The 25,898-nt window shown below is 70.7% G+C and carries 20 protein-coding genes; 7 read left to right on the top strand and 13 right to left on the bottom strand.

The genetic code is table 11. The annotated features are described in order from the left end of the window. Positions 1-19: 19 nt before the first annotated feature. From BJ998_RS42455 to BJ998_RS42440, 4 genes are read right to left on the bottom strand one after another with little or no spacing between them, the layout of a single operon-like run. Entirely contained in the window at positions 20-3,229 is a 3,210-nt protein-coding gene (locus BJ998_RS42455) for a serine hydrolase (protein ID WP_184869835.1), read from the bottom strand. Positions 3,230-3,256: 27 nt separating this feature from the next. Next, on the bottom strand, positions 3,257-4,342 hold the full coding sequence (locus BJ998_RS42450) for a M20 family metallopeptidase (RefSeq protein ID WP_184869834.1): 1,086 nt from the start codon (positions 4,340-4,342) through the stop codon (positions 3,257-3,259). After that, positions 4,339-5,814 (bottom strand): amidohydrolase family protein, encoded by a 1,476-nt coding sequence (locus BJ998_RS42445; RefSeq protein WP_184869833.1) that lies wholly within the window; start codon positions 5,812-5,814, stop codon positions 4,339-4,341. The genes BJ998_RS42450 and BJ998_RS42445 overlap by 4 nt, the downstream gene beginning before the upstream one ends. A 40-nt stretch (positions 5,815-5,854) precedes the next feature. Then, positions 5,855-6,313 (bottom strand): MarR family winged helix-turn-helix transcriptional regulator, encoded by a 459-nt coding sequence (locus BJ998_RS42440; protein WP_221339617.1) that lies wholly within the window; start codon positions 6,311-6,313, stop codon positions 5,855-5,857. Positions 6,314-6,384: 71 nt separating this feature from the next. Between BJ998_RS42440 and BJ998_RS42435 the strand changes: the two genes are divergently transcribed. Beyond that, positions 6,385-7,299 (top strand): NAD-dependent epimerase/dehydratase family protein, encoded by a 915-nt coding sequence (locus BJ998_RS42435; protein WP_184869832.1) that lies wholly within the window; start codon positions 6,385-6,387, stop codon positions 7,297-7,299. Positions 7,300-7,313: 14 nt separating this feature from the next. Here BJ998_RS42435 and BJ998_RS42430 read toward each other — a convergent pair whose 3' ends face one another. Beyond that, complete coding sequence (locus tag BJ998_RS42430) at positions 7,314-8,255, bottom strand: hypothetical protein (protein WP_184869831.1); 942 nt, start codon at positions 8,253-8,255, stop codon at positions 7,314-7,316. 34 nt (positions 8,256-8,289) lie between these two features. Then, a complete protein-coding gene (locus BJ998_RS42425; protein ID WP_184869830.1) occupies positions 8,290-9,153 on the bottom strand; it encodes a hypothetical protein in 864 nt (287 codons plus the stop codon). 121 nt (positions 9,154-9,274) lie between these two features. Here BJ998_RS42425 and BJ998_RS42420 point away from each other — a divergent pair, with 121 nt between their 5' ends. Further along, complete coding sequence (locus BJ998_RS42420) at positions 9,275-9,727, top strand: DUF5709 domain-containing protein (protein ID WP_184869829.1); 453 nt, start codon at positions 9,275-9,277, stop codon at positions 9,725-9,727. Between the two features lie 336 nt (positions 9,728-10,063). Here the strand turns inward: BJ998_RS42420 and BJ998_RS42415 are convergent, their stop codons facing one another. The 6 genes from BJ998_RS42415 to BJ998_RS42390 all read right to left on the bottom strand — a co-directional run bounded on the left by BJ998_RS42415 (position 10,064) and on the right by BJ998_RS42390 (position 15,248). Then, positions 10,064-10,666, bottom strand: a complete 603-nt coding sequence (locus tag BJ998_RS42415; protein WP_184869828.1) for a mycothiol-dependent nitroreductase Rv2466c family protein — start codon at positions 10,664-10,666, stop codon at positions 10,064-10,066. A gap of 123 nt (positions 10,667-10,789) precedes the next feature. Further along, on the bottom strand, positions 10,790-11,749 hold the full coding sequence (locus BJ998_RS42410) for an LLM class F420-dependent oxidoreductase (protein ID WP_184870270.1): 960 nt from the start codon (positions 11,747-11,749) through the stop codon (positions 10,790-10,792). 53 nt (positions 11,750-11,802) lie between these two features. Continuing rightward, on the bottom strand, positions 11,803-12,573 hold the full coding sequence (locus BJ998_RS42405; protein ID WP_184869827.1) for an ABC transporter ATP-binding protein: 771 nt from the start codon (positions 12,571-12,573) through the stop codon (positions 11,803-11,805). Next, complete coding sequence (locus BJ998_RS42400) at positions 12,557-13,378, bottom strand: ABC transporter permease (RefSeq protein ID WP_184869826.1); 822 nt, start codon at positions 13,376-13,378, stop codon at positions 12,557-12,559. The genes BJ998_RS42405 and BJ998_RS42400 overlap by 17 nt, the downstream gene beginning before the upstream one ends. Then, the gene (locus BJ998_RS42395) at positions 13,375-14,124 is read right to left on the bottom strand and encodes an ABC transporter permease (RefSeq protein WP_184869825.1); all 750 of its coding nucleotides are present in this window, start codon (positions 14,122-14,124) and stop codon (positions 13,375-13,377) included. Before BJ998_RS42395 ends, BJ998_RS42400 begins: the two co-directional genes overlap by 4 nt. 80 nt (positions 14,125-14,204) lie before the next feature. Then, on the bottom strand, positions 14,205-15,248 hold the full coding sequence (locus BJ998_RS42390) for an ABC transporter substrate-binding protein (protein ID WP_184869824.1): 1,044 nt from the start codon (positions 15,246-15,248) through the stop codon (positions 14,205-14,207). Positions 15,249-15,814: 566 nt separating this feature from the next. Between BJ998_RS42390 and BJ998_RS42385 the strand changes: the two genes are divergently transcribed. Continuing rightward, complete coding sequence (locus tag BJ998_RS42385; protein WP_184869823.1) at positions 15,815-18,511, top strand: ATP-binding protein; 2,697 nt, start codon at positions 15,815-15,817, stop codon at positions 18,509-18,511. 14 nt (positions 18,512-18,525) lie between these two features. Continuing rightward, complete coding sequence (locus tag BJ998_RS42380; RefSeq protein WP_184869822.1) at positions 18,526-18,945, top strand: roadblock/LC7 domain-containing protein; 420 nt, start codon at positions 18,526-18,528, stop codon at positions 18,943-18,945. A gap of 2 nt (positions 18,946-18,947) precedes the next feature. Here the strand turns inward: BJ998_RS42380 and BJ998_RS42375 are convergent, their stop codons facing one another. Then, on the bottom strand, positions 18,948-19,538 hold the full coding sequence (locus BJ998_RS42375; RefSeq protein WP_312890653.1) for a YczE/YyaS/YitT family protein: 591 nt from the start codon (positions 19,536-19,538) through the stop codon (positions 18,948-18,950). A 1,004-nt stretch (positions 19,539-20,542) separates the two neighbouring features. On the opposite strand from BJ998_RS42375, the gene ileS reads away from it, so the two are divergent. The 3 genes from ileS (at position 20,543) to BJ998_RS42360 (ending at position 25,721) form a co-directional block, all read left to right on the top strand. Next, entirely contained in the window at positions 20,543-23,611 is a 3,069-nt protein-coding gene (gene ileS / locus BJ998_RS42370) for an isoleucine--tRNA ligase (protein ID WP_312890652.1), read from the top strand. 127 nt (positions 23,612-23,738) lie between these two features. Further along, positions 23,739-24,104: a thioredoxin gene (gene trxA / locus BJ998_RS42365; RefSeq protein ID WP_184869820.1), complete on the top strand. Its 366-nt coding sequence runs from the start codon at positions 23,739-23,741 to the stop codon at positions 24,102-24,104. A 90-nt stretch (positions 24,105-24,194) separates the two neighbouring features. Further along, a complete protein-coding gene (locus BJ998_RS42360) occupies positions 24,195-25,721 on the top strand; it encodes an ATP-grasp domain-containing protein (RefSeq protein WP_184869819.1) in 1,527 nt (508 codons plus the stop codon). Positions 25,722-25,898: the final 177 nt, after the last annotated feature.

Genomic DNA, 25,898 nt, shown 5'->3' with positions numbered 1-25,898 from the left:
GTACCCGTTCGAGCTGCGATCAGTCGACTTTGCGGAAGGTCCGGACGCTGGCCTGCACGTACTGCTCGCCGGTGGGCAGCGTGAAGAACACGACCGGTATCCACGCCCCCTGGTCGTCCGCCCGGGTCAGGAACAGCGTGTCGGTCACCGCCACCAGGTCGTGCTCGGTGACCGGTTCGGGCATCAGTTCGGCCAGCGTCCCGCTGTAGGTGGTGCGGATCCGCAAGCCGTCGTCGACCTGGCGGATGTCGACGCGGATGCCGGCTCGCTCGTAGCCACCGAGGTACGGCGAGGCGTCCACGGCCGGCGGTTGGGCCGGCGGCTCGATCGGGCGCGGCACGGTGATGCCGGCCAGCTCGGCGAACAGCTCGCGGAACAGGTCGTTGGCCAGGTCGGTGACGTTGCCGCCGTTGGTGAGCACCGTGACGGCCAGGTCCAGTTCGGGCACGATCCGGAGGAACGCGAACTGCCCGCAGGTGGCGCCGTCGTGGCCGATGACCTGGCGTCCGTCCCAGTCGAACCGCATCCAGCCGAGGCCCCAGGAGCCGCCCTTGGCGTGCTTGTTCGGCAACTCGACCTGCAGCTCGGTCATCGCCCTCGCGGACGTCTCACTCAGCAGGCGGTCGCCGCTCTCGGCGAGGCCGCCGGTCAGGTGCAGTCGGACGAACGCCAGCAGGTCAGCGGTGGATGCGGTGATCAGTCCGGCGGGACCGATCGAACGCGGCAGCATGAAGGTCGACACGGGTCGTGGGCTCTCGCCGGCTGGCACGTCATGGCCGATGGCCGCGCTGAGCAGGATCGTCTCCTCGGGAAGGGTGACGGTGCGTTCGAGACCGAGCGGGTCGATCAGCCGCTCGCGCAGGACGGCGTCCCAGGTCTTGCCGGTGAGCTTCTCGATCACGCGGCCGGCCAGTGCGAATCCCGAGTTGCAGTAGGAGAAAGTCGCGCCGAGCGGGTGGATCTGCGCGGCCTGGTCGAGCAGGTCGACGTATTTCGCGAGGCAGTCGTCGCCGCGGCCGGTGTCGGTGAACACGTCGCCGTCGATGCCGCTGGTGTGCGTCAACAGGTGTCGCAGCGTCACCCGCTTCGTCACGTCCGGATCGGACAGCCGCAGGTCGGGCAGCACGGCGGCGATCGGCGCGTCCAGGTCGAGCCGGCCCTCGTCGACCAGCTGCATCGCCAGGGTGGCCGTCCAGACCTTGGTGATGGAGCCGATCTGGAACACCGAGTCGTCGGTGACGGGCACGCCGGTGGCCTTGTTGAGCACGCCGGCGCTGACCCGCACGAGCTCGTCGCCGCGCAGAATGCCCAGCGCGGCACCGGGAACCCTGTGCTTGCGGGCCAGCTCGGCGAGGCGTCGGCGCCAGTGGTCGGCCCGGATCGTCGGCCGCCGCTCCAGCCAGTCGACAACCCGGTTGTTGTAGTCGACGCGGTGCGACGGCCGTCCACTGTAGATGAAACCGTGTGACGCTCCGGGGTAGAGCACCAGTTGCGTCGGCACACCGCGGGTGCGCAGGGCGGTGAACCACTGCTCGGCCTGGCCGACCGGGCAGCGGTCGTCGGCGGCGCCGTGCAGGAGGAGGGTGGGTGTGCGAACCTGGTCGACCTTGGCCAGCGGCGAGGAGTCCGCGTCGCCGAGTTCTGCCGCCGCCAGGAAATGCCCCGCGTCGGAGGTGCCGGACATGCTGGTCGTGTCAGCGACGACGCCACCGGCGACCGCCACCGCGAACCGGTCGTCGCGGCTGGTCAGGTAGCAGGTCATGTAACCGCCGTAGCTGTAGCCGGCGACGGCCAGCCGGTCGGCGTCCGCGACACCTTCGGCGACGAGTTGGTCAAGCGGCTCAAGGAAGTCCTTCGCGTCGGCGACACCCCACGCGCCGACGGCCCCGGTGAGAAACGCCTCTCCGTAGCCGTCGCTTGCCCTGGGATTGAGCAGCAGCACCGCCCATCCTCGCGCCACGAGCACCTGACGGTAGGCGCGCACGGCCTCGGCAGCGCTGTTCCAGGCGTTGTGCGGACCGCCGTGAATGTCGAGCAGCAGCGGCAACGGGCCCGTCCGCGCGGGGTCGCGGAGCAGCCAACCGTGCACGACCGTGCCGTCTGAGATGGTGAATTCCCTTTCCTCGTGCGGAAAGAGTTCCACATCGTTGGCGCCGTGGGCGGTTCGGATGTCGATACCGCCGTTGTCGAGGTCGACGACCGCGATCTCCCCGTACGACGTCGGCGTGGTCAGCACGATCGCGGCCTTGCCGGTCGCGGCGTCCACATCGGACACAACGGTCCCGGCACCGCCGAGAACCAGCGCGATGGCACCGTCCTCGACCTTGAACAGGTGGGTGTAGCCGCGGTCGCGGGCACAGAAGTACACGGCGTCGCCGACCTGTTGCGGCACCGCGCCGGGGTAGCCGGGCTCGCCGACCATCACGTTGCGGTCCAACGACTCCGCCAGGTCGACGGTCTCACCGCCGTCCACCGGCACCCGCAGCAACCGGGTGTTCCCGACCTTCGTGTCCGTCCGCCCGACCACGAGCAGCGCGCCGCCGTCGGCGGTCCAGCCGGCCGCCCCGCACGTGCCCTCGTCGCTGCCGACCAGTCGGGGCTCGCCGCCGATCTCGACGACGTAGGCGGCGGAACGGAAAGTGAGGTCCGCGTCGGTGTCCTGCGCGGCGCAGAAGGCGATCTTCGCACCGTCGGGCGACCACGCGGGATCGCCGGCGTCCCAGTCACCGGAGGTGACCTGTCGCACCTCGCCCGTCCCGACGTCGAGGACGTGGATGTGCCGGCGCTGCTCCCCGATCAGCCCGACGCCGTCGGCCTTGAAGTTCAAGCGGTCGACGACAATCGGCGCAGTGGACTCGTCCGGTCCGACGACGGCCGTGAACGCGATCTTGGTGCCGTCCGGGCTCCACGCCGGCCTGCCCGCGCCGAACGGCAACGTGGTGACCGGCCGAGGTTCGCCGGCGTCCAGCAGCCACACCTGGTCCTCGCGGAGAAACGCGATGGTGGCGCCGTCCGGTGACCACGCCGGTGAGGAGTCGCTGGTGCCACGGGTGAGCTGCCGCGCCTCTCCCCCGCTCGTGCCGACTTCCCAGAGCTGGGTGACGTTCCGGTCGTTCTCCCGGTCGGCCGTGCGCAGCACGTACACGATGCGGCCGCCGTCCGGCGACATCGCCGGCTGCGCCGGGACCGCCAGGTCGTACAGGTCCTCGATCTCCAAGCGTCGGGTCATCCCGCGCCTCCCCCATGGTTGTGTGAACTACTGCGACAGCACCGCTTTCACCAGCGCGTTGAGCAGCGCCGTCCGCCTCGGGATCTCGTCGACGATCACGTGCTCATGGTCGGCGTGAGCGCCGTCGCCCACCGCGCCCAAGCCGTCGAGCGTGGGAATTCCCAGCCCCGCTGTGAAGTTGCCGTCCGAGGCACCGCCGACGGCGGTCTCGGTGAGCTCGCCGAGCCCGAGTTCGGTGGCCAGCGCGGACGCGAGGCGGAACAGGCCCGCCGAGGACGCGGAGTCCAGCGGTGGGCGGTTGATGCCGCCCTCGATCCGGAGCTTCGCCCCGTCCAGCACCGGCTTCAGCTGCCGGATGGCCGCGTCGACCCGTTCCTGCTCATCCGTCTCCCACGCCCGCACGTCGACCGCGACGACGGCATTGGCCGGCACGGTGTTCGAGGTGGTGCCGGCACTGAGCGCCGTCGGCACGACGGTGGTTCCACGTTCCGGATCGTCCAATGCGGACACGGCGAGGATCTGGTGCGCGATCTCCACACCGGCGTTGATGCCCTTCTCCGGTTCGAGCCCGGCATGGGATGCCTTGCCCTCCACCACGATCCGGTACATCGACGTGCCCTTGCGGCGGGTCTTCAACGCCCCGCCGGCGGCCGACGCCTCCAGCACGAACGCGGCGTCGCAGCCCCGCGCCTCGTCCTCGATCAGGGGCCGGGAGCGCGGCGAGCCGATCTCCTCGTCACCGGTGATCAGGATCGTCACGCCACTGCGGTCCTCCAGCGCCGCGACGGCGTGCAGGGCCATCACGACGCCGGTCTTCATGTCGAAGCAGCCCGGCCCGCGCAACACGCCGTCCCGCACGGAGAACGGATGTGTGGCAAGGGATCCCAGTGGCCACACGGTGTCGTGATGGCCGAGCAGCAGGACCTTGGGCGCGTCGCCGAACCGCCAGCGCAGGTGCGTGCACCCGTCCGTCACGATCCGTTCCGGCTCGGCGTCGAGCAGCCGGCGGCCGACCGCCGCCACGACCTCCGCGCTGCGCGCCACCGCGTCGTGATCCGACGACGGCGACTCGCACCGCACGAGTTCCTCGATGTCGGCGAGCAGATCGGTCATCGCGCCTCCCCACGCAGCGGCTGCCCCGGCAGCGCATCCGTTTGCAATTCGCCGTGCCGGACAACGGAAGTGCCGGCCACGTACAGGTGCCGCACGCCGACCGACGGCCTGGTCGGGTCGGTGTAGGTGGCGGCGTCGGTGATCCGCTCCGGGTCGAGCACCACGAGGTCCGCGTCGGCGCCGACCCCGAGGTGTCCCTTCGCACGGGCGCCCGGCGCGCAGTCGTCGAGGATCCGGGCCGGCAGGTAGGAACAGCGCCGGAACGCCTCCAGCCAGGTCCAGGTAGTGCTCTCCCGTACCATCAGGCGCAGTGCCTTGGCGAAGGTGCCGGCGGCGCGCGGATGCGTCGAGCCACCGGGCGGCAGCGGCCACTCGGTGCTCTCGGAGTTGCCGTCCGGCCAGAACACCGGCATCGCGTCGCTGGCGACGACGGCGTCCGGGTAGGCCAGCGTGCGGTGCAGCATCGCGTGATCCGCGGCCTGCCGCTCGTCGAGGAACTCCATCAGGCAGGGCGCGCCCGGATCGGCCTGCCGCAGCTGGAGAAGCCGCTTCTCGTCGGCGACGCGTTCGCCCGTCTCCAGCACGATCACGTTGGACGGGCCGAGGCCCTTCATCCGCAGCCGCTCCGGGTCGATGAACGCCGCGCCGATGGCCGTGCTGCCCGCGCCGTACGGATAGGCCTCGACCGTGACGCGCGATCCCGAGCGTTGGGCGCGGTCGAGCGTGCCGAGCACGCGGTCGATGTGGCGACCCGAGGTGCTGTTGACGTGGCAGTGGTGCATCGCGGCGCCGGTCTCGGCGGCCGCGCGGACGATCTCCTCCGACCCGTCGACCGGCGTCGCGGGATCCACCTCCACCAGCTCGCGGACGTGCGTGTACGTCGGAACTCCGGCCTTCGCCGCGAGCCTGGCGACCGCCAGGAACTCCGCCGGGTCACTGGCCGGCGCGTAGCCCATCAGCACCCCGATACCCAGCGCGCCCGCGGCGATCTCGTTCTCCAGCGCCGACAACCAGGCCGTCAGCTCGGCGGGCGAGGACGACCGCTGCCAGCCCGGATTGCCCAGCACCGCCAGGCCGCTGCCGATCCGTGCGTCCGCGGTGGCTCCGAGCAGCACCTGCGCCCGCGCCGCGCCCCAGGAGGCGGAGAAGCCGTAGTTCAGCGGTCGGCCGGCTCGTGCCGCGTCGGCGTACGCCTTCTCGACCGGCATCAGGCCCGCCTCCAGGTCGAGGGCGGTCGTCACGCCGTCCATCGCCTGCAGCCGGTGCCCGGCGATCGAATGCACGTGGCTGTGCAGGTCGACGAATCCCGGCCCGACGACCAGGCCGGTGACGTCCACGACCTCCGCACCCGCCGGCACGTCGAGCCCCGCGCCCACTGCCGCGATCGTGCCGTCGGAGATCAGTACGTCGGCCGGCCCGTCGAAGCCGGCGCCCGGGTCGATCACCCGGCCGCCCCGCAGCAGTGTGTGCATCCCCCGACCCTAGAACGATGTTCGGCGGCTCCGCTCGTGCTTACCGCCGAACTGGCGCGGAGTCGTCCGTCCGGACAACCGAACCCACGATGGCGCGCAGCGACTCCCGCAGCTGATCGCCGGCCTCCGCCGTCAACGGCCGCAGGAACACCTGCTCCGCCTCCTCGGCCGCCGCGTTGGCCCGGCGCGCGAGGTCCTCCCCCCGCTCGGTCAGCTCGACCACGTTGCGCCGCCGGTCGTCCGCGTGCGGGTGGCGGGACACCAAACCCTTGCGCTCCAGCGTGTCCAGCAGCGCCACCATCGTCGTGCGGTCGATACCCAGCCGTTGGGCCGCCTGCTGCTGCGAACCCGGCTCGCGGCCGACGAGCACGTTCAGCACGCCCAGCTCGCGCCCGGTGATGTCGTAGGGCAGCAGCGCCGCCTCGGTCAGCTCGGACATCCGCAGGTTGGCGTGCTTGAGCAGGTACGCCAGGCGCCTGCTCACCTTGTCGCTGGACACCCGGTAATCCTATCGCTACGCTGATTGTCAGCACTACTGACGATCAGCTCAAAAAACCGTCTGGAGCACTGATGATACTGATCACCGGCGGCCTCGGCTTCATCGGCACCCACACCGCCCGGGCCCTGGTCGACCTGGGTGAGCCCTGCGTCCTGGCGCAGCGGCGCCAGCCGGCGGAGGTACCCGTACCAGCGGAAATCGTGCAGGCCGACATCACCGACCTCGACTCGTTACGGGCGGTCGGCGACCGCCACGAGATCACCGGCATCGTCCACCTGGCCGGGTCGATGCCCTGGCCGCCCGGGCCCGACCAGCCCATCGAGGCCGCCCGGCGTGCGCTCGGCAGCCTGTTCAACGTGCTGCAGGTGGCCCAGGACTGGGGCGTACGGCGGGTCGGCATCGCCAGCACCATCGGCGTGTACGGCGGCGTCACCGCCGACCCGTTCACCGAGGACCTGCCGCTGCCGATGACTTCCGGCCACGTCATCCCGGCGTTCAAGAAGATCGGCGAGTTGCTCGCCGACCACCTCGCCGACGCCGCCGGCCTCGACATCGTCAACTACCGCATCGGCGCCATCTGGGGACCGTTCGGCCGTCCCGTGGATCCCTTCTTCGCCGCGCCGCAGCTCGTGCACGCCGCCGCCCGGGGCATCACGCCCGACGTCACCGCGCACGCGGGCGACGCCATCGACCTCTGCTACGCCAAGGACTGCGGCCGGGCCATCGCCCTGCTCCAGCTCGCCGACCAGCTCAACTACCGCACCTACAACGTCAGCTCCGGCCGGGCCACCAGCAACGCCGAGGTCGTCGCCGCCATCAGGAAGGTCGTCCCCGACGCGCGCATCGACCTTCCCGCCGGTGGCACCGCGCACCCGCATCTCGACATCACCCGAGTCCACAAGGACACCGGCTACCTGCCCGAGTACGACACGGAGCGCGCCGTCGCCGACTACCTGTCCTGGCTACGCGCGGGCAACCCGCGCTGAATGCGTCCCGACCGTCAGCGGCAGGTCCACGTCGTCGGAACGCCGCCAGCGGCGCCCAGCACGGTGCCGTCGTCGGCGACCGAGCCGAGTTCGGTGCCGGATCCGAGCTGGTGCACGGTGCCGTCCGGGGTCTGCACCGCGGCCTGGCCGTCGAGGTAGCCGGCGATCACGCCGGAGCGGTTGACGGACACGGCGTCGAAGCCGGCCGGGAGCAGGCGCGGGGCGCCGGTGGGGTCCCACACCACGGACCGCTGCGGCTGGGTGCCGGCCTTGCCGATGATCCAGCTGCCGGCGACGGCGGTCGTCCACGAATCGGTGGCGCCCTCGGGCAGCGCCAGCAGCGTCGCGGTGCCGCCGAGGAAGGTGGCGGCGCGGGTGTGGCCGTCCGTGGTGGCCCAGTCGAGGACCAGGCGGCGGTCGTCGGCGATGCCGGACAGGGTGCGGAACTGGTCGGCGTGCACCAGCACCTCGGTCGGGTTGCCGGTCGTGCTGTCGGTCCAGATCAGGTAGCGCCGCTGCTGCGGGCCGGGGCCGGTGGCGAAGCCGGCGACGTCGCCGCGCTGGTTGACGCCCCGGGCCTCGCCGTTGCTCGCCCCTGTCGGCACCGGGTACTCGGTGATCTTGCCGTCCCGCACGGTGATCGCGTGCTGCGGGGAGTTGATCGTGCCGGCGACCCGACCCGCGCCGTCGGCGCCGCGCAGCCGGAGTTGGGTGGCGCCGTCGGGCAGAACGGTCGAGGTCAACGTGCCGTTGTGCCAGCGAAGCAGACGGCCGTCACCGAATCCCAGGATGTCGCCGGGGGCCGCGAGCACCTGCGCCGTTCCGGCGGTGACGCCGTCGTGCGGCAACGGTGTCCCGCTCCAGGCGCAGTCGGTCGCCGCTTCCGCGGACCCACAGATCATGGTGGAAACCAACGCGCCGGCCGTCAGTGCCGTCATCCACGCGTGCGCTCGCATGCCGTCCCCACAGTGTCGCTCGGCTTTGCCGACCTTATCGGCTGGCGGCCGCCCGGGGTAAGCGGCTCCCCCACCTCAGCCCGGCCAGGGTTACCACACCGGCGCCGACCAGAACCGTCGCACCGGCCGCCGCGATCGCGGTGCCGGCCACGGGCGCGGAGGCCGGGTCGAAGCCGTTGATGCCGAGGAACGACTCCAGCACGATCGTGCCGGCGCAGACCAGGTAGCCGGCGGCGCCGAGGGCGGTGACGCGGGTGCGGGTGGATTCCGGCCAGGTCGTGAAACCGGTCAGCCAGGCCAGAATCGGCAGCACGAGAATGCCCTGCATCGCGGCGGCGTGGGCCGGCACGAGCACGACCGCCGCGTCGTATGCGGCGTCCAATGAGGCGGTGCGGGCCTCGCTGGTGCCGATGGCGATCATCACCGCGCCGACGGCCAACCCGACCAGCAGGCTGCCGAAGCCCACCTGGACCGCCAGTTTCCGCCCGGGTGGCGCCGCCGACGGCCGGAATGCCGCCCGGAGCAGCGCCAGCGTCGTCACGATGATCACCGCGCCGCCGGCGGCCGCGCTGAAGGCGAAGGCGGCGTCCACCGGCGTCGTCGTGTTGAAGTGCGACGGCACCCCGCGCCAGGCCTGCACCGAGATCACCACGACCTCCGCCACGGACGCCGCCGCGAACGCACCCAGGACCGCCCGGCGGCGGCGCAGGTCGATGACGGTGCTTGCCCACGTCACCGCGTACAACGTGAGCCCGAACGCCATGCCGAAGTCCGCCGGCTTGCGCCAGGACACCGGCCCGTCCCACGGTCCGCCCACGACGGCCTGCACGCCCAGGTGCGCCAGTCCGCTGGCGAACAGGACTGCCGCCACCACGTAACACGCACGTTCGATCCTCATGGCGTGACCGTATGTCCGTGCCCTGCCGGCAGACATCGCACGCAGGACGTACCTGCGGCCTACGCATTCCGGCGTACGCGGCTATTCTGGCCGCTGCCACGAGTACGACGGGAGCCGCCCCATGGACCGCGACGAGATCGACGACGACGCCTACGAGCAGCTCGACGCCTCGGACACCCTCGACGACGGGCCCGCCGATCCGCTGGACGAGGGCTACTCCCCCGTCGAGAAGCCCTGGGTTCTCGACGACTGGGGCACCACCCCCCGTGAGCAGCTCACCGGCCAGTCCCTCGACGACCGTCTCGCCCGGGAACTCCCCGACTTCGGCGCGGACGACCCCTCCGACGACGGGCTGGGCGACCTCTCCTCGTCCGACGGCGAGCTCCTCGACGACGAGGTCGGCGATGTGCGCGCCGGCCGCCTCGTCAGCTCCTCCTACATCGCCTCCGACTCCGCCTCCGTCGGCGGCCCCGAATGGGACGCCGACCTCCTCGGCGTCGACGTGGGCATCGACGGCGCCGGTGCCTCGGCCGAAGAAGCCGCCGTGCACATCATCCGCGACGAGGACAGCTAGCTGGGCGGCCAGAGCACCGGCCCGCAAGACCGACCATCGCGCCCAACTGCTCGGCCTTGCTCGCCGTGAGGCTTCACCTTGCCCGCAGCGCTGCTCCGCCACGGGCTTCGCTCGCGCTTCCCTGCCGCCCGCCTTTTCGTCGCCCGTCCTCTCCTGACTCCCTCGTTCCCGACTTTCCGCCCTGATATTCAGTCCGCACTGAAGTGATAGTGTCATCACTAACAGGTTCCTCGAACCTGTTCCGACGGCGCGCAGGGCGCAGGGCAGCGGGGGCGGCACGGTGCAGCGGGCGTTGGGACACAACGGAAGAAGCTGGCCGGGCATCGGCCACGTGAACTAGTCGAAGCTCAGCTCGCCGGTCCGGGTTCGCTTGATCTCGAAGAAGTCCGGGTAGCCGGCGAGCGCCACCGCGCCGTCGAACACCTTCAGCGCCGCCTCACCGCGCGGGATCGAGCTGAGCACCGGCCCGAAGAACGCGACGCCGTCGATGTGAATCGTCGGCGTGCCGACGTCCATGCCGACCGGATCCATGCCCTCGTGGTGGCTCTTGCGCACGGCCTCGTCGTATTCCGTCGAGTCCGCCGCCGCCGCGAGCTCGGCGGGAGCACCGATCGCGTCGAGGGCCGCCGCGATGACCTCGCGGCGGTCCTTGATGCCCTGGTTGTGATGGCGGATCCCGAACTCGGTGTAGTAGTCCCGCAGCGCCGCCTCACCGCGCCGCTGCGCGAGCGCCGCCGCCACCCGGACGGCCCACCAGCCTTCCTCCATGTGCGCCTTGTACTGCTCGGGCAGGTCCTCACGGCCGCTGTTGAGCACGGTCAGGCTCATGATCCGGAAGCGAAGGTCCAGCTCACGCTGCCGCTCCACCTCCAGGATCCACCGCGAGGTGATCCACGCGAACGGGCAGATCGGGTCGAAGTAGAAGTCGACCTTGGTCATCTGGTGCCCTCCCCTTGCGCCGGCTGATCGGTCAAGGTCCAGCATGCCGCATGATCAACGCTGCCCGTCCCTGCATGGCCGTTGCGCCGGCGGTGTTCCCGCTGTCCCACCGGTTCGTCGTCGTCACGACCTGAGCGCCGGCAGCAGTTCGTCCCGGGCGAAGTCGAGGAACTCGCGCTGGTGCTTGCCGCCGATCTGGACCAGCGCCACGTCGGTGAAGCCGGCTTCCTGGAACTTCGCCACCGCCTCGACGATCGGCTTCACCTCGGGTCCACACGGGATGGACTCCGCCACGTCCTCCGGCCGCACGAACTGCGTCGCGCCGGCGAACGCCGACGGGCCGGGCAACTCGGAGTTGACCTTCCAGCCACCGCCGAACCAGCGGAACTGCTCGTGCGCACGGGCCATCGCCGCGTGCTCGTCACGGTCGAAGCACACCGGCAACTGCCCGATGATCCGGTCCGCGTCCGGCGCCGCCGTCCGCCACGCCCGGCACAGTTCCGCGTCCGGCTCCACCGCGATCATGGCGTCCGCGCTCGGCGCGAACAGCTCCACCGACTGCGGCCCCGACACCGCCACGCCGACCGGCACCCGCTCCGACGGCAGGTCCCACAGCTTCGCCGAGTCCACCCGGAAGTGCCGGCCCACGAAGTCCACGTAGCCACCGTTGAACAGCCGGGAGATGATCTCCAGCGCCTCGCCGAGCATCTCGTGCCGCACGTTCACCGGCGGCCAGCCGCGCCCGACCACGTGCTCGTTGAGGTTCTCCCCCGCGCCCAGTCCCAGTGTGAACCGGTTGTCGGACAGCAGCTGCACCGTCGCCGCCTGCTGCGCGACGACGGTCGGGTGGTACCGCATGGTCGGGCAGGTCACGTACGTCATCAGCCGGACCCGCTCCGTCGCCTGAGCCACCGCGCCCAGCACCGCCCACGCGTTCGGCGCGTGCCCCTGCTCCACCAGCCACGGCGAGTAGTGGTCGCTGATCACCTCGAAGTCGAAGCCGGCCTGCTCGGCGCGCACGGCGTGCGCCACCAGCTCGCGCGGCCCGGCCTGCTCGGTCATCAGCGTGTACCCGATCATCAGCGCTCCTCCTCGTGCTCGTCACGCTGCGGGTACCCGCTGCCGGCCGTTTGATGTCAGGTGGCCACCGGGACGGGGACGCCGCGCAGCAGGCGGGCGACCTCGGAGCGGAGTTCGACGAAGGTCTCGGACTCGCGGGTGGTGATCTGGTCGCGGTGGCGGGGCAGGTCGACGGGCAGGTCGGCGAGCACACGGGCGGGTGATGCGGACAGGACGAGGACGCGGTCGCCGAGGTAGACGCTCTCGTCGATGTCGTGGGTGACGAGCAGCATGGTGGTGCCCTGCTCGGCATGCACGCGCAGGAGCAGGTCCTCCAGCTCGAAGCGGGTTTGGGCGTCGACGGAGGCGAAGGGCTCGTCGAGCAGGAGCAGGGCGGGGCGGTAGGCCAGGGCACGGGCCAGGGCGACGCGCTGTTGCATGCCGCCGGAGAGTTGTTGCGGATGCTTGTGGGCGGCGCCGGCCAGCCCGACCTGGGCGAGGGCGAACCGGGCGCGGTCGTGACGCTCGGTGCGGCCGACGCGTCCCCGCAGCGGAAACTCCACATTGGACTGCACGGTGAGCCACGGGTACAGGGAACGGCTGTAGTCCTGGAACACGACGGCGAGGTCGTCGGGCACGCCGCGGACGGGCGAGCCGTGCAGGAGCACCGAGCCGCTGGTGGGCGGGAGCAGGCCGGCGATGGCCCGCAGCAGAGTGGACTTGCCGCAGCCGGAGGGGCCGACGATGCAGGCGAGCTCGCCGGCGTCCACGGTGAACGACAACTCGGCGATCGCGGCGTGATCACCGTAGACATGGCTCAACCGAGCCAACTCAAGCATGGTCGACAAGGTGTCCTCCTGCTCTGGCCGGCGGGCGGCGGGCGCCCGCGGCGGGATGCCAGCCCAACGCGTGCCGCTCCACCGCGAGCAGCGCCGTGTTGAGGGTGTAGCCGAGCACGCCGATCATCACGACCACGGCCCACATCTGGGCGAAGTCGAACTGGTCCTGCGCGTCGCGGAGCTCGCCGCCGAGACCGCCGTTGGCGGCGAACAACTCGGCGACCACCATCAGCGTCACCGACTGCGAGAGGCTCACCCGCAGCCCGGCGAAGATCTTCGGCAGCGCGGCCGGCAGCACGATGCCGAGCAGCCGCCGGGCGGCCGGCACGCGGAAGGCCCGCGCGGTCTCCAACTGCACCCGGTCGACCGTCCGCACACCGTCCACAGTGTTCAGCAGCACCGCCCACACCGCGCCGAACAGGATCACGGCGAGCACCATCTGTGTCCCGAGTCGACACAGCAGCACGAACACCGGCACCAGTGCGGGCAACGGCAGTGAGCGGAAGAAGGCGAACAGCGGGCCGGTGTACTCGACGAGCCGCCGGGACAGGCCGAGGGCGGTGCCGGCCACCACGCCGGCCAGCACCGCCAGCAGCCAGCCGCCGACGAGCCGGCCGATGCTGGGCAGCAGCGAGTCGATCGCGTCCGGGCTGAGGAACAGCGTCGCCGCGGTGCCGGACAACCACATGTCCTTGGCGGCGGCCAGGATCTGCAGCGGCGTCGGGAAGTACGGGTGGTCGGCGACCGTCGTGGCGAGCTGCCAGAACGTCACGACGGCCAGGAACACTCCCCAGCGCACCAGGAATCGACTCATGACTGCCACCCGAAGTACCGGCGGTGCACCCGTTCCAGCGCCGCGTTGATCGCGTAGCCGAGAACCCCGGCCACGACTACGCCGGCCAACACGCGGTCCATCCGCGTCGCCCCGCTGGCCGCGGCGAGGATGAACTGGCCGATGCCGCCGCTGGCGCCGGTGAGCATCTCCGCCGAGACCACCACCGCGAGCCCGATGGCGGCGGAGAGCCGGACGCCGGTGAGCACGAACGGCGACACGCTCGGCAGGGCGACCCGGGTCAGCACCCGCACCCGGCCCGCGCCGAACACCCGCGCGGTGTCCACCTGCAACGGTTCGATCTCGTCGAAGGCGTAGATGGTGTTGAACAGGATGGGCCACAACCCTGCGAACACCGCCAACGCGATCTTGGTGGTCGGACCGCCGCCGATGGACACCACGAGCAGCGGAACCAGTGCCACGGCCGGGATCGGCCGGAGGAACTCGACGACGGTCCGGCTGGCCACCCGCAGCCAGGCCACGCTGGCCAGCATCAGGCCGGCGGGCACCGCGATCCCGATGGCCAGGGCCAACGCGATCGCCCACGACAGCACGGTGGCGACGACGGCCAACAGGAACGCGGGATCCACCAGCATCGCCACCAACTGCGGGAACACCACCGAGGGCGGCGGCAGGTAGTCGGCCGGGACCGCGCCGGCGCGCACCACCGCCTCCCAAACGAGGAGGAGGACCACGACGCCGATCAGGCCCCGCAGCGCGGCCCGCATCACCGCACCGATCCCGGTCGGTCCCGCAACACGGCATCCACCAACCTCAGCCCCCTCCAGCGCGGCGCGCGTCGCCTGCCTCAGCCCAGCTGCGGCAGGATCATCGGCTTGATGTCGAACTTCTGGCCGATCAGCCCGAACTGCTGCATCAGGTCCGGCACCCGCTGCAACCGCGTCGGATCGGCGGAGATCGGGTAGGACGGCAGGTGGATCACGGGCGCGATGTCGGGCTGCACGTTGGCGTTGTCCACCATGGTCTGCTTGACCTCGGTGTCGCCCTGCTGCGTGGCGGCCTCGGTCTGCGCCTTGCGGATCGCGCGCTGGAAGGCGGCCACGGTCTTGGGCAGCTCCTTGGTGGTCTTCTCGGTCGCCATGTAGCCGCTGAGCGGGATCCCGTCCAGCGCACCGGTCAGCGGCTGGAACACGGTGGTGACACCGGCCTGCGCCTGCGCGATCGTCACGTACGGCTCGGCGAAGAAGGCGGCGTCGATCTCGCCGCTCTCCAGCTTCGGCAGCATGTCGGCGAAGCCGATCTGCTTCCACTCCACTGTGGACCAGTCCACTTTGGCCGCTCGAAGACCGGCCATCACGGCGAGATCGGCCATGGTTCCACGGGCGGTGACCGCGATCCGCTTGCCCTTCAGGTCCTCGGCCCGGGTCAGCTGGGATCCCTTCTTCACCACGACGGCGGTGGTGTCGGGCTTGGCCGCGGACGCGTCGGCGACCACGCGCAGGTTCTGCTTGCCGTTGGTCTTCAGCTGCGCCTGCACCAGCACGGGATAGGTGGCGAAGCCGAAGTCGGCGTCACCGCCGAGGACGCTGCTGATCACGCCCGGCCCGTTGGGCTTGTTGACCAGGGTGACGTCGAGTCCCTCGGCGGCGAAGTAGCCGTTCTTCTTCGCCAGCCACAGCGGGCCGACGTCGGTGCAGGGAATCAGCGAGACGTTGATCTTGGTTTTCTCCAGCGTCTCGTTGCCGGCCGCCTGCACGCCCGTGTTGGTCGAGCCGCCGAGCAGGCTGCAGCCGGAGTCCACCGCGGCCACCGCGGCCGCCGCCGTCACCGACAGGAACAGCCGCCGTGACCAGGGCCTGCCCACCGTCGGACCGGCATGTGGATCACTCATGTCGATCTTTCTCCTCCCCGCTCGGGGGTCGAATTCACAATTGACGTGACGCGGATCACCGCCACACCCTGCGAGACTCTAGCGACGCCCGCAATACCGTCATCCATGCGGCACAAACACTCGCGGACCGGAAATCCTGCAGTTCCAGCCGCCGGACGACGCCATTCCGGCGCACGGTTTACGCCGAAGCGCGGAGTCGATTCTCCAGTAGCCGGATCGCCCTAGCAGACGCCGTCACGTCCATGCGGGTGAATTCGAAAAAAACGATCATGACGAAACCGCGAGCACGGGCGTTCGAAAACCACCGTCAGGATGCGGAAACGGGCTTCTACTTGCTCGCACAACCATTGACCGAGGCGGCGTCCATTGGTGGGACGTCACCCCGACGCGCGTCAACAAGGGGTCCGCAGCCGTGCTAAGAAGCTCCGGTGCAATTGCATCCGACGGGGCCGAAACCTTTCGGGTGCGGATCGTCAACTGTTGACAAATGGGCCGCACCAACCACCCTCGAACTCCGATTCGCCTGACGGGTCCTTGTTCGGATGACCAGGGGAGCGTGTGAGGAAGTGTCCGAGCGTCGGGTCTCCCGCGACGAGTCGGTTGATCACCACCAGCCCCGCAGGCCGGTGACCGGACGGCGACCAGGACCGGGTGGTTCCGCGGGCGGCAGATGGCGGCTGCGCAACTGGCGCCTGCGCACCAAGGTCGGCGCGGTGCTGCTGGTGCCCACGGTCGCCGCCCTGATCCTCGGCGGCCTGCGGGTCCAGTCCGAGATCGACAACGCCAACAACTTCCACCGCACGGTGGCCCAGGTCGACGTGGCCCGGCAGATCACCGAGGTGATCCACCAGCTCCAGAAGGAGCGGGTGCTCATGGTCACCGGCGCGGCCGCGAACAGCTCCGCCGCCGGCAGCCCGCTGGCCGCCCAGGTGGACCGGAGCAACGCGGCGATCTCCGAGCTGCGCATCGCGGTGGCCGGCCTGAACCTGGCCGACGCCGGCAGCATGGACCGCTACCGCCGGGCCGTCGACGGCCTGACCACGCTGACCACGCTTCGGGTGCTGGCCCAGCGCGGCGTCTACCCGGACTCGGCGCTGTTCACCGAGTACACGTCCGTGATCGACACGCTGGTGCAGGTCGGCCGGGAGGTCACGGCGGCCGCCGGCACCCAGGACCTGTCCCGCGCGAGCACCGCCGCGCAGACGCTCGACCAGGCCAAGGAGCAGATCGCGCAGCTGGACGCGCTGCTGCAGATCGCCGCCGCGCACAACTCGTTCCAGTCCTCGCTCAACCAGGACCGGGCCCGCTCGGCCAACGCGGCGTTCACCGCGTCCGTCACGGACTACACCGCGGTCGCGACCAGCCAGGAGCGGCAGTCGTTCAGCGACGGCTACAGCGGCGCCGACGTCGACGCCGACCACCTGACCGAGCAGTCCGCGCTGCTCACGGACAGCGCGACGGCCCCGCTGAACATCGACGTCCGCGCGTTCACCAACGCCAGCACCATCGCCAACGACAAGTTCCACCAGGTCGAGCTGGGCCTGATCGGGCAGCTCCGGGAGCAGGCGTCGGCGCTGGCCGCGGACGCGGCGGCCGCGGCCGGCCGGGACATCGCGGCGCTGCTCGGCACGCTGATGATCGCGCTCGGCCTGATGCTGGTGATGGCCTGGTCGCTGCTCACGCCGCTGCGCCGGCTGCGGCTGGAGGCGCTGGACATCGCCAACGTCCGGCTGCCGCAGACCCTCAAGCGCATCCTCGCCGACCCCGACCCCGTGGAGGCGGCGAAGAACGCGGTCGACCCGGTGTCGGTGTTCAGCCGGGAGGAGATCGGCCAGCTGGCCCGCTCCTTCGACCTGGTCCACGACCAGGCCGTGCGCATGGCCGTGGACCAGGCGGTGCTGCGCGACAACGTGAACGCGATCTTCGTCAACCTGTCCCGCCGCAGCCAGGCGCTGGTCGAGCGGCAGCTGTGCGAGCTGGACCGGCTGGAGCAGAACGAGCAGGACCCCGACCAGCTGGCCCGGTTCTTCGTGCTGGACCACCTGGCCACCCGGATGCGCCGCAACAGCGAGAACCTGATCATCCTGTCCGGCACCGGGCTGACCAAGCACATGGTCCGGCCGCTGCCGCTGGCCGAGCTGGTCGGCGCGGCCATCTCCGAGGTCGAGCACTACGCCCGGGTCAAGGCGACCGGCCTGCCGACCGTGCTGGTCCACGGCCGCGCGGTGAAGGACCTGATCCACCTGATCGCCGAGCTGCTGGACAACGCCACGACGTACTCCGAGGCCTCGACCACGGTCACGGTCGCCGCCCGGCAGCTGCGCGGCGGGCAGCTGGCCATGCAGATCTCCGACTCCGGCATGGGCATGACCACCGAGGAGCTCGACGCCGCCAACGAGCGGCTGGCCGACCCGCCGGACTTCGACGTCACGGTGGCCCGCCGGATGGGCCTGTACGTGGTCGCGCGGCTGGCCCAGCGCAACAACATCCGGGTCCGGTTGCGCAGCGGCGACTTCATCGAGGGCGGCACCAAGGCCGTCATCACGGTGCCGGCCGACCTGCTGGCGCCGGCGCGCGAGGAGGACGAGCGCCTCGACGTCGCGCCGGTCCGCCGCCCGACGCGGCTGGAGGAGACGCAGCCCGACGTCGTCGCTCACGTGCCGATCCCGCAGCAGAACGGCAGCCTGTTCCGGCCGCCGCCGGAGGAGGCCGTCACGGCCGCCGCTCCCGAGCCGGTGACTCCCGAGCCGGTGAAGGAGCCGGAACCGGAGTCCACGACGCGCCTGCCGATCTACGAGGAAGTGCTGTCACGGTGGTTCCAGCCGGTCGAGATGGACGAATGGCCGGTCGACGAGCCCGACGCGCCGCCGCTGCCCGCGCTCCCGGTCGCCGAGGTCGAACCGCTGGAGACGAGCCTGCCAGCGGTGAAGCCGCCGCCCGAGCCGGTCAACCGGCACGAGTCGTGGAACTCGCCCGCCGACGAGGGCTGGCTGACCGTGCGCACCAAGCTCAGCGGCCCGGCCTCCGACCAGCTCACCGCCGTCGGCCTGCCGAAACGCGTGCCGAACAAGCACCTGGTGCCCGGCTCGGCCGCGCCCCGCACCGCCGCGCCCGAGGTGCAGGAGACGCGGCCGCCGCAGTTCCCGGAGCGGACCCCGGAGACGACCCGCAACCGGCTGTCCGGCTTCCAGCGCGGCCTGGGCCGGGCCCGCCGGCACGCGCTGGACAGCCCGCCGGACGACCTGGCCGAGACCCGCGGCTGAGAGTGGAGACAGGGATGACCAACCAGGAACCCGGCGACTTCGCGTGGTTCATCAGCGACTTCGTGCGCCGCGTGCCCGAGGTGGCGCACGCCGTCGTGGTGTCCGCCGACGGGCTGCTGCTCGCCGGGTCGCACGCGCTGCCGTCCGACCGGGCCGAGCAGGTGTCGACCGTGGCCAGTGGCCTGGTCAGCCTGGCCAAGGGCGCGGCCCGCTGCTTCGACTACGGCGACGTGGTGCAGACGATCGTGGAGATGCGGCAGGGCTACCTGTTCCTGATGTCGATCAGCGACGGGTCGTGCCTGGCGGTGCTGGCCGCCCCGAACTGCCAGATGGACGTCGTCGCGTACGAGATGTCCATGCTGGTGGAGCGGATGGCCAGCAGGCTGACCCCCGAGCTGCGGGCCCAGCTGATCGCGGCGGCCGCGCAGAACTGAGGTCATGACGGCTGGGCCTCGCGCTTGGCCCGCTGCTTGAGCAGCAGTCCCAGCAGCGGCCCGAGGGTGAGGGCGATCGCGATCGTGCCGGGGCCGGCGGTGCCGGTGCGGATGGCCTGCATGGGGTCGGTGAGCACCAGTCCCAGCACGAGAACGCCCAGCTCCAGGCAGGTTCGGACGGTTCGGACGCTCCAGCCCCAGCGAGCGCAGGCGCCGGTCATCAGGCCGTCGCGGGCCCCCGGGCCGAGGCCGGCCCTGATCACCAGCGCGGTGCCGGCCGCGAAGGCGCTGATGCCGCCGGCCAGCAGTGCCGCCCGGGGCACGAGGTCGTCGGGCACCGGCACGACCGAGAGCACCAGGTCGCAGGAGACGCCGGGCAGGATGGTCGTGGCCAGCGTGCCCAGGCCGGGGCGCTGGCGCAGGGGCCACCAGAACAGCAGCACCAGCAGCGCCACGCCGATGATCACCGTGCCCGGGGAGACGCCGAGCAGCTTGGCCAGCGCCAGGTGCAGCACGTCCCACGGCTGCGCGCCGAGGTGAGCGCGGATCATCAGGGCCAGGCCCGCGCCCATCGCCGACGCGCCGGCGATCACCCGGAGCAGGCGCCAGGCCAGTGTGCGCAGGTCGGGTCGGGGACGCGTTTGTTCCGGCCGTCTGGGAGCCGCGAGGCATTGGGAGCGGTGGATCGGGCGGGGCCGGTGGCCTATTCGCCGGTCCTCCGCCGGCGGCCGGAGGCCGAGACACGTTCGCGTGGGCACTTGCGCGGTCCCCGGTGGCACCCGGATGGACGGTTCGCCCTGTGCAATTTGCTCGTTGTCCACGTCCCGTATTCGGCGAATTTCCTCCATCACGGACCGCCCTCCTCACGCCCCCGGAACGCGTTCAGTTTCGACGAAGGACGCCGATTCGGAAATAGGCAGAAAAGGTGAACGGGCGTGCGTCACCCGTTCGAAATGGCGCATGATGATGCAGGTGCACGTGCACGCGCGCATTTCCGCAGTACATCAACGGTGTGACAGTCCACCCGAACGAGGGCGGGCGACGGTGTCCGACCGTCGAACATCTTATGGAATCGTCATTTGCAGATGCCCGATGAGAACGCTCCATGCAATTTCATGGCGCAATCCCGTCATTAAATCCCGGCCGCGCGGGGCCCGGAAGCCGGCCGGAGTCCCGTCGGTTCGCTGCCGGAAGAACGTCGTGGCCGTCGTCGCCCGACGCGGTCGTCGCCTGTCGCTCAACTGGTCCAGCCGCGGCACGCTCATGGGACAGCAGGTGCCGCACGACGTCCATGTGGATTTCCGACGGAAGCTCACCCCACTGGCGGTACTCATCGTCCAATGGTCCAACGCCAGCCACAGTGCGTCACCCACGGTCCGACCAGGCTTTCCGGCGTCCGCCACGCTCCGCTGTCGATGTCGGCCGCATCGGCGGTTGCGGTGTCCTCCGCCCCTCGCCGACCGGGAATCCCTCACCCTGGACGACGTCGACCCGAGCCACGTCGCCCTGGCCACCCGGGCCGACGACAGGAGCCGGCCGGCGCAAGATCGCGCGGGCCGAGCTCGACCCGAATCGACCCACCGATAAGGTCGGACGGGTGAACGAACGCGCCTTCTCCCCGCTGCCGACCGAGATCGACCTGCCGGCGGTCGAGCTGGAGATTCTGGACCGCTGGCGGTCCACCGACGTGTTCCGGCGCTCGCTCGAGCAGACCGCCGACGGACCGCGCTGGGGCTTCTACGAGGGACCGCCGACGGCCAACGGCAAGCCCGGCACACACCACGTCGAGGCGCGCGTGTTCAAGGACCTGTTCCCCCGGTTCAAGACCATGAAGGGCCACCACGTCGAGCGCCGGGCCGGTTGGGACTGCCACGGACTGCCGGTGGAACTGGCCGTGGAGAAGGAACTCGGGTTCACCAAGAAGCAGGACATCGAGGCGTACGGCATCGCCGAGTTCAACGCCCGCTGCCGCGAGTCGGCGCTGCGCAACGTGGCCGACTTCGCCAGGATGACCGAGCGCATGGGCTACTGGACCGACCTCGACAACGCCTACATGACCATGGCGCCGGCCTACGTCGAGAGCGTCTGGTGGTCGCTGAAGCAGGTCTTCGACAAGGGCCTGCTCGTCGAGGACTACCGCGTCACGCCGTACTGTCCGCGCGACGAGACGCCGCTGTCCGACCACGAGGTCGCGCAGGGCTACCAGGACGACGTCGATCCCTCGGTGTACGTGCGGTTCCCGCTGACCTCCGGCCCGTGGCAGGGCGCGAACCTGTTGGTGTGGACGACGACGCCGTGGACGCTGCCGTCGAACACCGCCGTAGCCGTGCATCCCGAGGCCACCTACGTCCTCGCGGCCCACGACGACGAGAAGGTCGTCACCGCCGAGCAGCTGCTGCCCGAGGGCGCCGAGGTTCTGGAACGCCTGAGCGGCGCGGAACTGGCCGGCGCGAGCTACCGGCGGCCGCTGGACCTGGTGCCGCTGAGCGAGTTCGGCGACGACGCGTTCCGGGTGTTCACCGCCGACTACGTGACGATGGACAGCGGCACCGGCATCGTGCACCTGGCGCCGGCGTTCGGCGCGGAGGACATGGCCGTCGCCCGCCAGCACGGCCTGCCGATGGTCAACCCGATCGGCGTCAACGGGCACTTCCTCGACGACGTGCCGCTCATCGGCGGCCTGTTCTTCCGTGACGCCAACGAACCGGTGATCGCCGAACTCACCGAGCGCGGCCTGCTGCTGAAGCACGAGCCGTACCCGCACAGCTATCCGCACTGCTGGCGCTGCGGCACCGCCCTGATCTACTACGCGCTGCCGTCCTGGTTCATCCGCACCACCGCGATCAAGGACCAGCTCGTCGCCGAGAACGAGCGCACCACCTGGCATCCGGCGCACATCAAGCACGGCCGGTACGGGGCGTGGCTGAACAACAACGTCGACTGGGCGTTGTCCCGCAACAGGTTCTGGGGCACGCCGCTGCCGATCTGGCGCTGCGCCGACAATCACCAGACCTGCGTCGGCTCGCTTGCCGAACTGTCCACTTTGGTCGGCACGGACCTCAAGGACCTCGACCCGCACCGGCCGTTCGTCGACGAGGTCGCCTTTCCCTGCCCCGACTGCGGCGCGGAGGCGCGCCGAGTGCCGCAGGTGATCGACGTCTGGTACGACTCCGGCGCGATGCCGTTCGCCCAGTGGGGCGCGCCGCACCGCAACCAGGCCGAGTTCGAGGCGTCCTATCCCGCGCAGTACATCTGCGAGGCGATCGACCAGACCCGCGGCTGGTTCTACTCGATGATGACCGTCGGCACGCTCGTGTTCGACCGGTCCTCGTACGAGACGGTGCTGTGCCTGGGGCTGATCCTCGACGCCGAGGGCCGCAAGATGAGCAAGCACCTCGGCAACATCCTCGATCCGTTCGACCTCTTCGACAAGTACGGCGCCGACACCGTGCGCTGGCTCATGCTCGCCGGCGGCTCCCCCTGGGCCGACCGCCGCGTCGGCGACGAGGTGCTCAGCGAGATCGTCCGCAAGGTCCTGCTGACCTACTGGAACGCCGCCTCCTTCCTGCTCCGCTACGCCGACCTGGCCGACTGGCGGCCCTCAAAGTTCACGGGCGAGCGGCACGTGATGGACCGGTGGCTGCTGGCCGAGCTGCACAGCGTCGTCGCCGACGTGGACGCCGCCCTCGAAGCCTTCGACTCCGCCGCGGCCGGTCGCCGGCTCACCGCGTTCATCGACGACCTGTCCAACTGGTACATCCGCCGGTCCCGGCGGCGGTTCTGGCAGGCCGAGCCGTCCGCGATGGCCACCCTGCACGAGACGCTGGACGTGCTGACCCGGCTGATGGCCCCGTTCGTGCCGTTCGTCACCGACTACATCTGGCAGCACCTGCACGAGGACGCCGACTCCGTGCACCTCGCCTCCTGGCCGTCGGCCGCGGACCTGCCGGCGGATCCCGCCCTGGTGGCACAGATGCGACTGGTGCGCGATCTCGTCGAGCTCGGCCGCTCCACCCGCGCCGCCCACAAGATCCGCACCCGCCAGCCGCTGGCCCGGGCCATGGTGCACGCCCCCGGCTTCGCCGATCTCGACGCCGACCTGCGCGAGCAGATCGCCGAGGAGCTCAACGTCCGCGCGGTGGAGCCGATGACCACCGAGCTGGTCGAGGTGACCGTCAAGCCGAACTTCCGCGTGCTGGGCAAGCGGTTCGGGCCACGGATGCAGCAACTGGCCAAGGCCATCGCCGCCGCCGGCACGCCCGTCGACGGCACGCTGGCCGTCGACCTCGACGGCGAGACGATCACGCTGGCCGGTGACGATCTCGTGCTCACCGAGCAGCCCCGCAAGGGCTGGGCCGTGACGACCGTGAACGGCACCTCCGTCGCGCTGGACCTGGAGCTCGACGAGGAGCTCACGCTGGCCGGCCTGGCCCGCGACGCCGTGCGGCTGGTGCAGGAGACGCGGAAGGGCATCGGCCTCGACATCGCCGACCGGATCCGGCTGTGGTGGACCAGCGACCGCGAGGACGTGGCCGCCGCGATGCGCCGGCACGGGGACCTGCTGGCCGAGGAGGTTCTCGCCGACGAGGTGACCGAGGGGGCCGGCGACAAGGAGCCCACCGTGTTCGAGGAGCTGGGTCTGAGCGTCTGGTTGGCCAAGGTGTAGCGCTCCGCCGCACCGCCGGCGTCCGCCGTGACCGTGGCGGACGTCACCGGGCCGTGCGTGCACGCCGTCGACGCCGAGGAATGAAAACCATGGTCGGCACGTTTCACCGAGAGCGAAGGAGGTGGCGATGGCCACGGTGGAACTGACCCGCGAGAACTTCGACGAGGTCGTCGGCAAGGGCACGGTGCTGGTGGACTTCTGGGCCGAGTGGTGCGGCCCGTGCCGCATGTTCGGGCCGGTCTTCGAGCAGTCGTCCGAGCAGCACGGCGACATCGTGCACGCCAAGGTGGACACGGAGGCCCAGCAGGAGCTGGCGGCGGCGTTCAACATCCGCTCCATCCCGACCCTGATGGCGGTGCGCGACGGCGTGGTGGTGTTCAACCAGGCGGGCGCGCTGCCGGCGCCGGCGCTGGAGGACCTGATCGGCCAGGTGCAGGCGCTGGACATGGACAAGGTCCGCGAGCAGATCGCGGCGGCCCAGCAGGAGCAGTGACAGCTTTTCCCCGCCGGTTCCGACCCTACGGGCGGCGCTTCTCCCGGCCATAGCGTGGCCGGGAGAAGCCGTCTGTGGAGGTGGGGAACCATGCGCGCACTGCTGCTCGTCCGGCGCGGCGCACCGTTGACCAGGTCGCACGTGCACACCCTCCGCCGGAAGGGCTTCGAGCCGTTCGTGCTGTCCTCGCTGCCGTCCGACGGTGGCGCGCAGTTCCGGCGGATGTGCGAGCAGATCGAGGTCGAGTACTCGATCGCCGAGGGTGTCGCGATCACTTCCGACGAGGTCGCCGAGGTCGTCAAGACCGTCGACGGCCTCGTTTTCTGTCTCACGCAGGCGGATTCGCTGCGCCCGCTGATGGCCGAGGCGAACCGGCTGCTCGGCGCGCCCGATGTGCCGCCGCACGCGCTGGTGAACACCCTCGACAAGCACCTCATGCGCAGGACCCTGTGCGCCGACGGGCTGTCGGGCCTCGACTCGGTGCCGGTGACCGACCCGACGCTGCGGCAACGGATCGCGGCCGGCGAGACGTTTGTCGTCAAGCCTCGGCGGGGCGTCGGCTCGCTGTGCGTGGGGTTGGCGCGCGAGTGGGCGGACGTCGAACGGCTGCAGCGGGCCTTCGGCGAGGGGCCGGCCGACGCGGACATGATGGCCGAGTACTTCGCCGACAACGAGCTGATCGCCGAGTCCTTCTTCGACGGCCGCGAGATCAGCCTGGAGATCATCCGCCAGGACGGCGCCTCGGTGTACGCCGTGGACCACGACAAGGCGCTGATCGAGTTCGGCACGGACACCGTGCTGGAGCGCGGCATGGCTTCCCCCGTCACGATTCTCACCGACGAGGAGCTCGCGCGGGCCCGATCCGTTGCCGAACAGGCGATGGCGGTGCTGGGCCTGACCGACGGCGGCTACCACGTCGAGATGCGGGTGAACGCCGACGGCGTGGCGGAGATCGTCGAGATCAATCCTCGGGTCGGCGGCGGCATGGTGTGGGAGAGCATCCACCTCCAGTACGACCGGTCCATCACCGACGACTGGATCGACGTGCTGTCGAGCCGGCCGGTCGCGCCGCTGGGCGAGCGCCGCTGCGGCAGCTACGCGCAGCTGGCCTATCCCCGTGAGCAGCGGCAACTGCTCGGCGTGGACCGGAATCCGGCGATGCCCGACCCCGTGATCTACGACGAGCTGATCGTGCCCGGCGACGTGCCGATCGCGCACCGCGAGTACTTCGGGGCGCTGGTGCTGTGGCGGACCGAGCTGGCCACGCACCGCGAGGAGGTCGCCGCGCTGGTGCCCGTGGAGTACTGCAGCTTCGTCTACTCCCCCGGACTGAGCGGCCGGCCGGTTCTCCTTGTGCTGGAACCCGATTGGGACACGCTGCGGGCGGCCGTCGCCGTGGACGGCGTGGATGTCGTGGTCTGTCACCAGGGGCCGGTGGTCGTCACGCCCGAGTACGACGACATCCGCGACGGGTTGGCGCTACTGGTTCAGGTGTCCGACTGGTCGACTGTACACAGCATACTGGAGACGGTAGCCGGGGCGGAGATCGCCGGCATCATGGCGCCGCACGACGTCACGCGCGAGGCTGAGGCGCTGATCCGGAAGGCTCTGGCGTAGCGTCGCCGATCTCGCAGACCACGAGGTGCGGCGTGGCGTAGAAGTGCAGCGTCAGGTCGCCGTAGGTCATCCACAGCAGGTCGTCCCTGCCCTCCTCGTCCATGCCCACGATGGTGCCCCGGTCGAGGATCCGGCGGCATGACCGATGCCGGCTCCGGGTCGGCGTATGCGGAATCC

Origin of the sequence: Kutzneria kofuensis (assembly GCF_014203355.1) — a bacterium.
In the GTDB taxonomy this organism is placed as follows: Bacteria; Actinomycetota; Actinomycetes; order Mycobacteriales; family Pseudonocardiaceae; genus Kutzneria; species Kutzneria kofuensis.
The sequence above is the reverse complement of the archived record's forward strand: the minus strand, read 5'-3'. Positions and strand labels throughout refer to the sequence as shown.

Bases quoted from the DNA above. Each gene is read 5' to 3' on its own strand.
- BJ998_RS42455 (WP_184869835.1), bottom strand. From the start codon at position 3,229: ATGACCCGACGCTTGGAGATCGAGGACCTGTACGACCTGGCGGTCCCG.
- BJ998_RS42450 (WP_184869834.1), bottom strand. From the start codon at position 4,342: ATGACCGATCTGCTCGCCGACATCGAGGAACTCGTGCGGTGCGAGTCG.
- BJ998_RS42445 (WP_184869833.1), bottom strand. From the start codon at position 5,814: ATGCACACACTGCTGCGGGGCGGCCGGGTGATCGACCCGGGCGCCGGC.
- BJ998_RS42435 (WP_184869832.1), top strand. From the start codon at position 6,385: ATGATACTGATCACCGGCGGCCTCGGCTTCATCGGCACCCACACCGCC.
- BJ998_RS42430 (WP_184869831.1), bottom strand. From the start codon at position 8,255: ATGCGAGCGCACGCGTGGATGACGGCACTGACGGCCGGCGCGTTGGTT.
- BJ998_RS42425 (WP_184869830.1), bottom strand. From the start codon at position 9,153: ATGAGGATCGAACGTGCGTGTTACGTGGTGGCGGCAGTCCTGTTCGCC.
- BJ998_RS42420 (WP_184869829.1), top strand. From the start codon at position 9,275: ATGGACCGCGACGAGATCGACGACGACGCCTACGAGCAGCTCGACGCC.
- BJ998_RS42415 (WP_184869828.1), bottom strand. From the start codon at position 10,666: ATGACCAAGGTCGACTTCTACTTCGACCCGATCTGCCCGTTCGCGTGG.
- BJ998_RS42400 (WP_184869826.1), bottom strand. From the start codon at position 13,378: ATGAGTCGATTCCTGGTGCGCTGGGGAGTGTTCCTGGCCGTCGTGACG.
- BJ998_RS42395 (WP_184869825.1), bottom strand. From the start codon at position 14,124: ATGCGGGCCGCGCTGCGGGGCCTGATCGGCGTCGTGGTCCTCCTCCTC.
- BJ998_RS42390 (WP_184869824.1), bottom strand. From the start codon at position 15,248: ATGAGTGATCCACATGCCGGTCCGACGGTGGGCAGGCCCTGGTCACGG.
- BJ998_RS42380 (WP_184869822.1), top strand. From the start codon at position 18,526: ATGACCAACCAGGAACCCGGCGACTTCGCGTGGTTCATCAGCGACTTC.
- trxA (WP_184869820.1), top strand. From the start codon at position 23,739: ATGGCCACGGTGGAACTGACCCGCGAGAACTTCGACGAGGTCGTCGGC.
- BJ998_RS42360 (WP_184869819.1), top strand. From the start codon at position 24,195: ATGCGCGCACTGCTGCTCGTCCGGCGCGGCGCACCGTTGACCAGGTCG.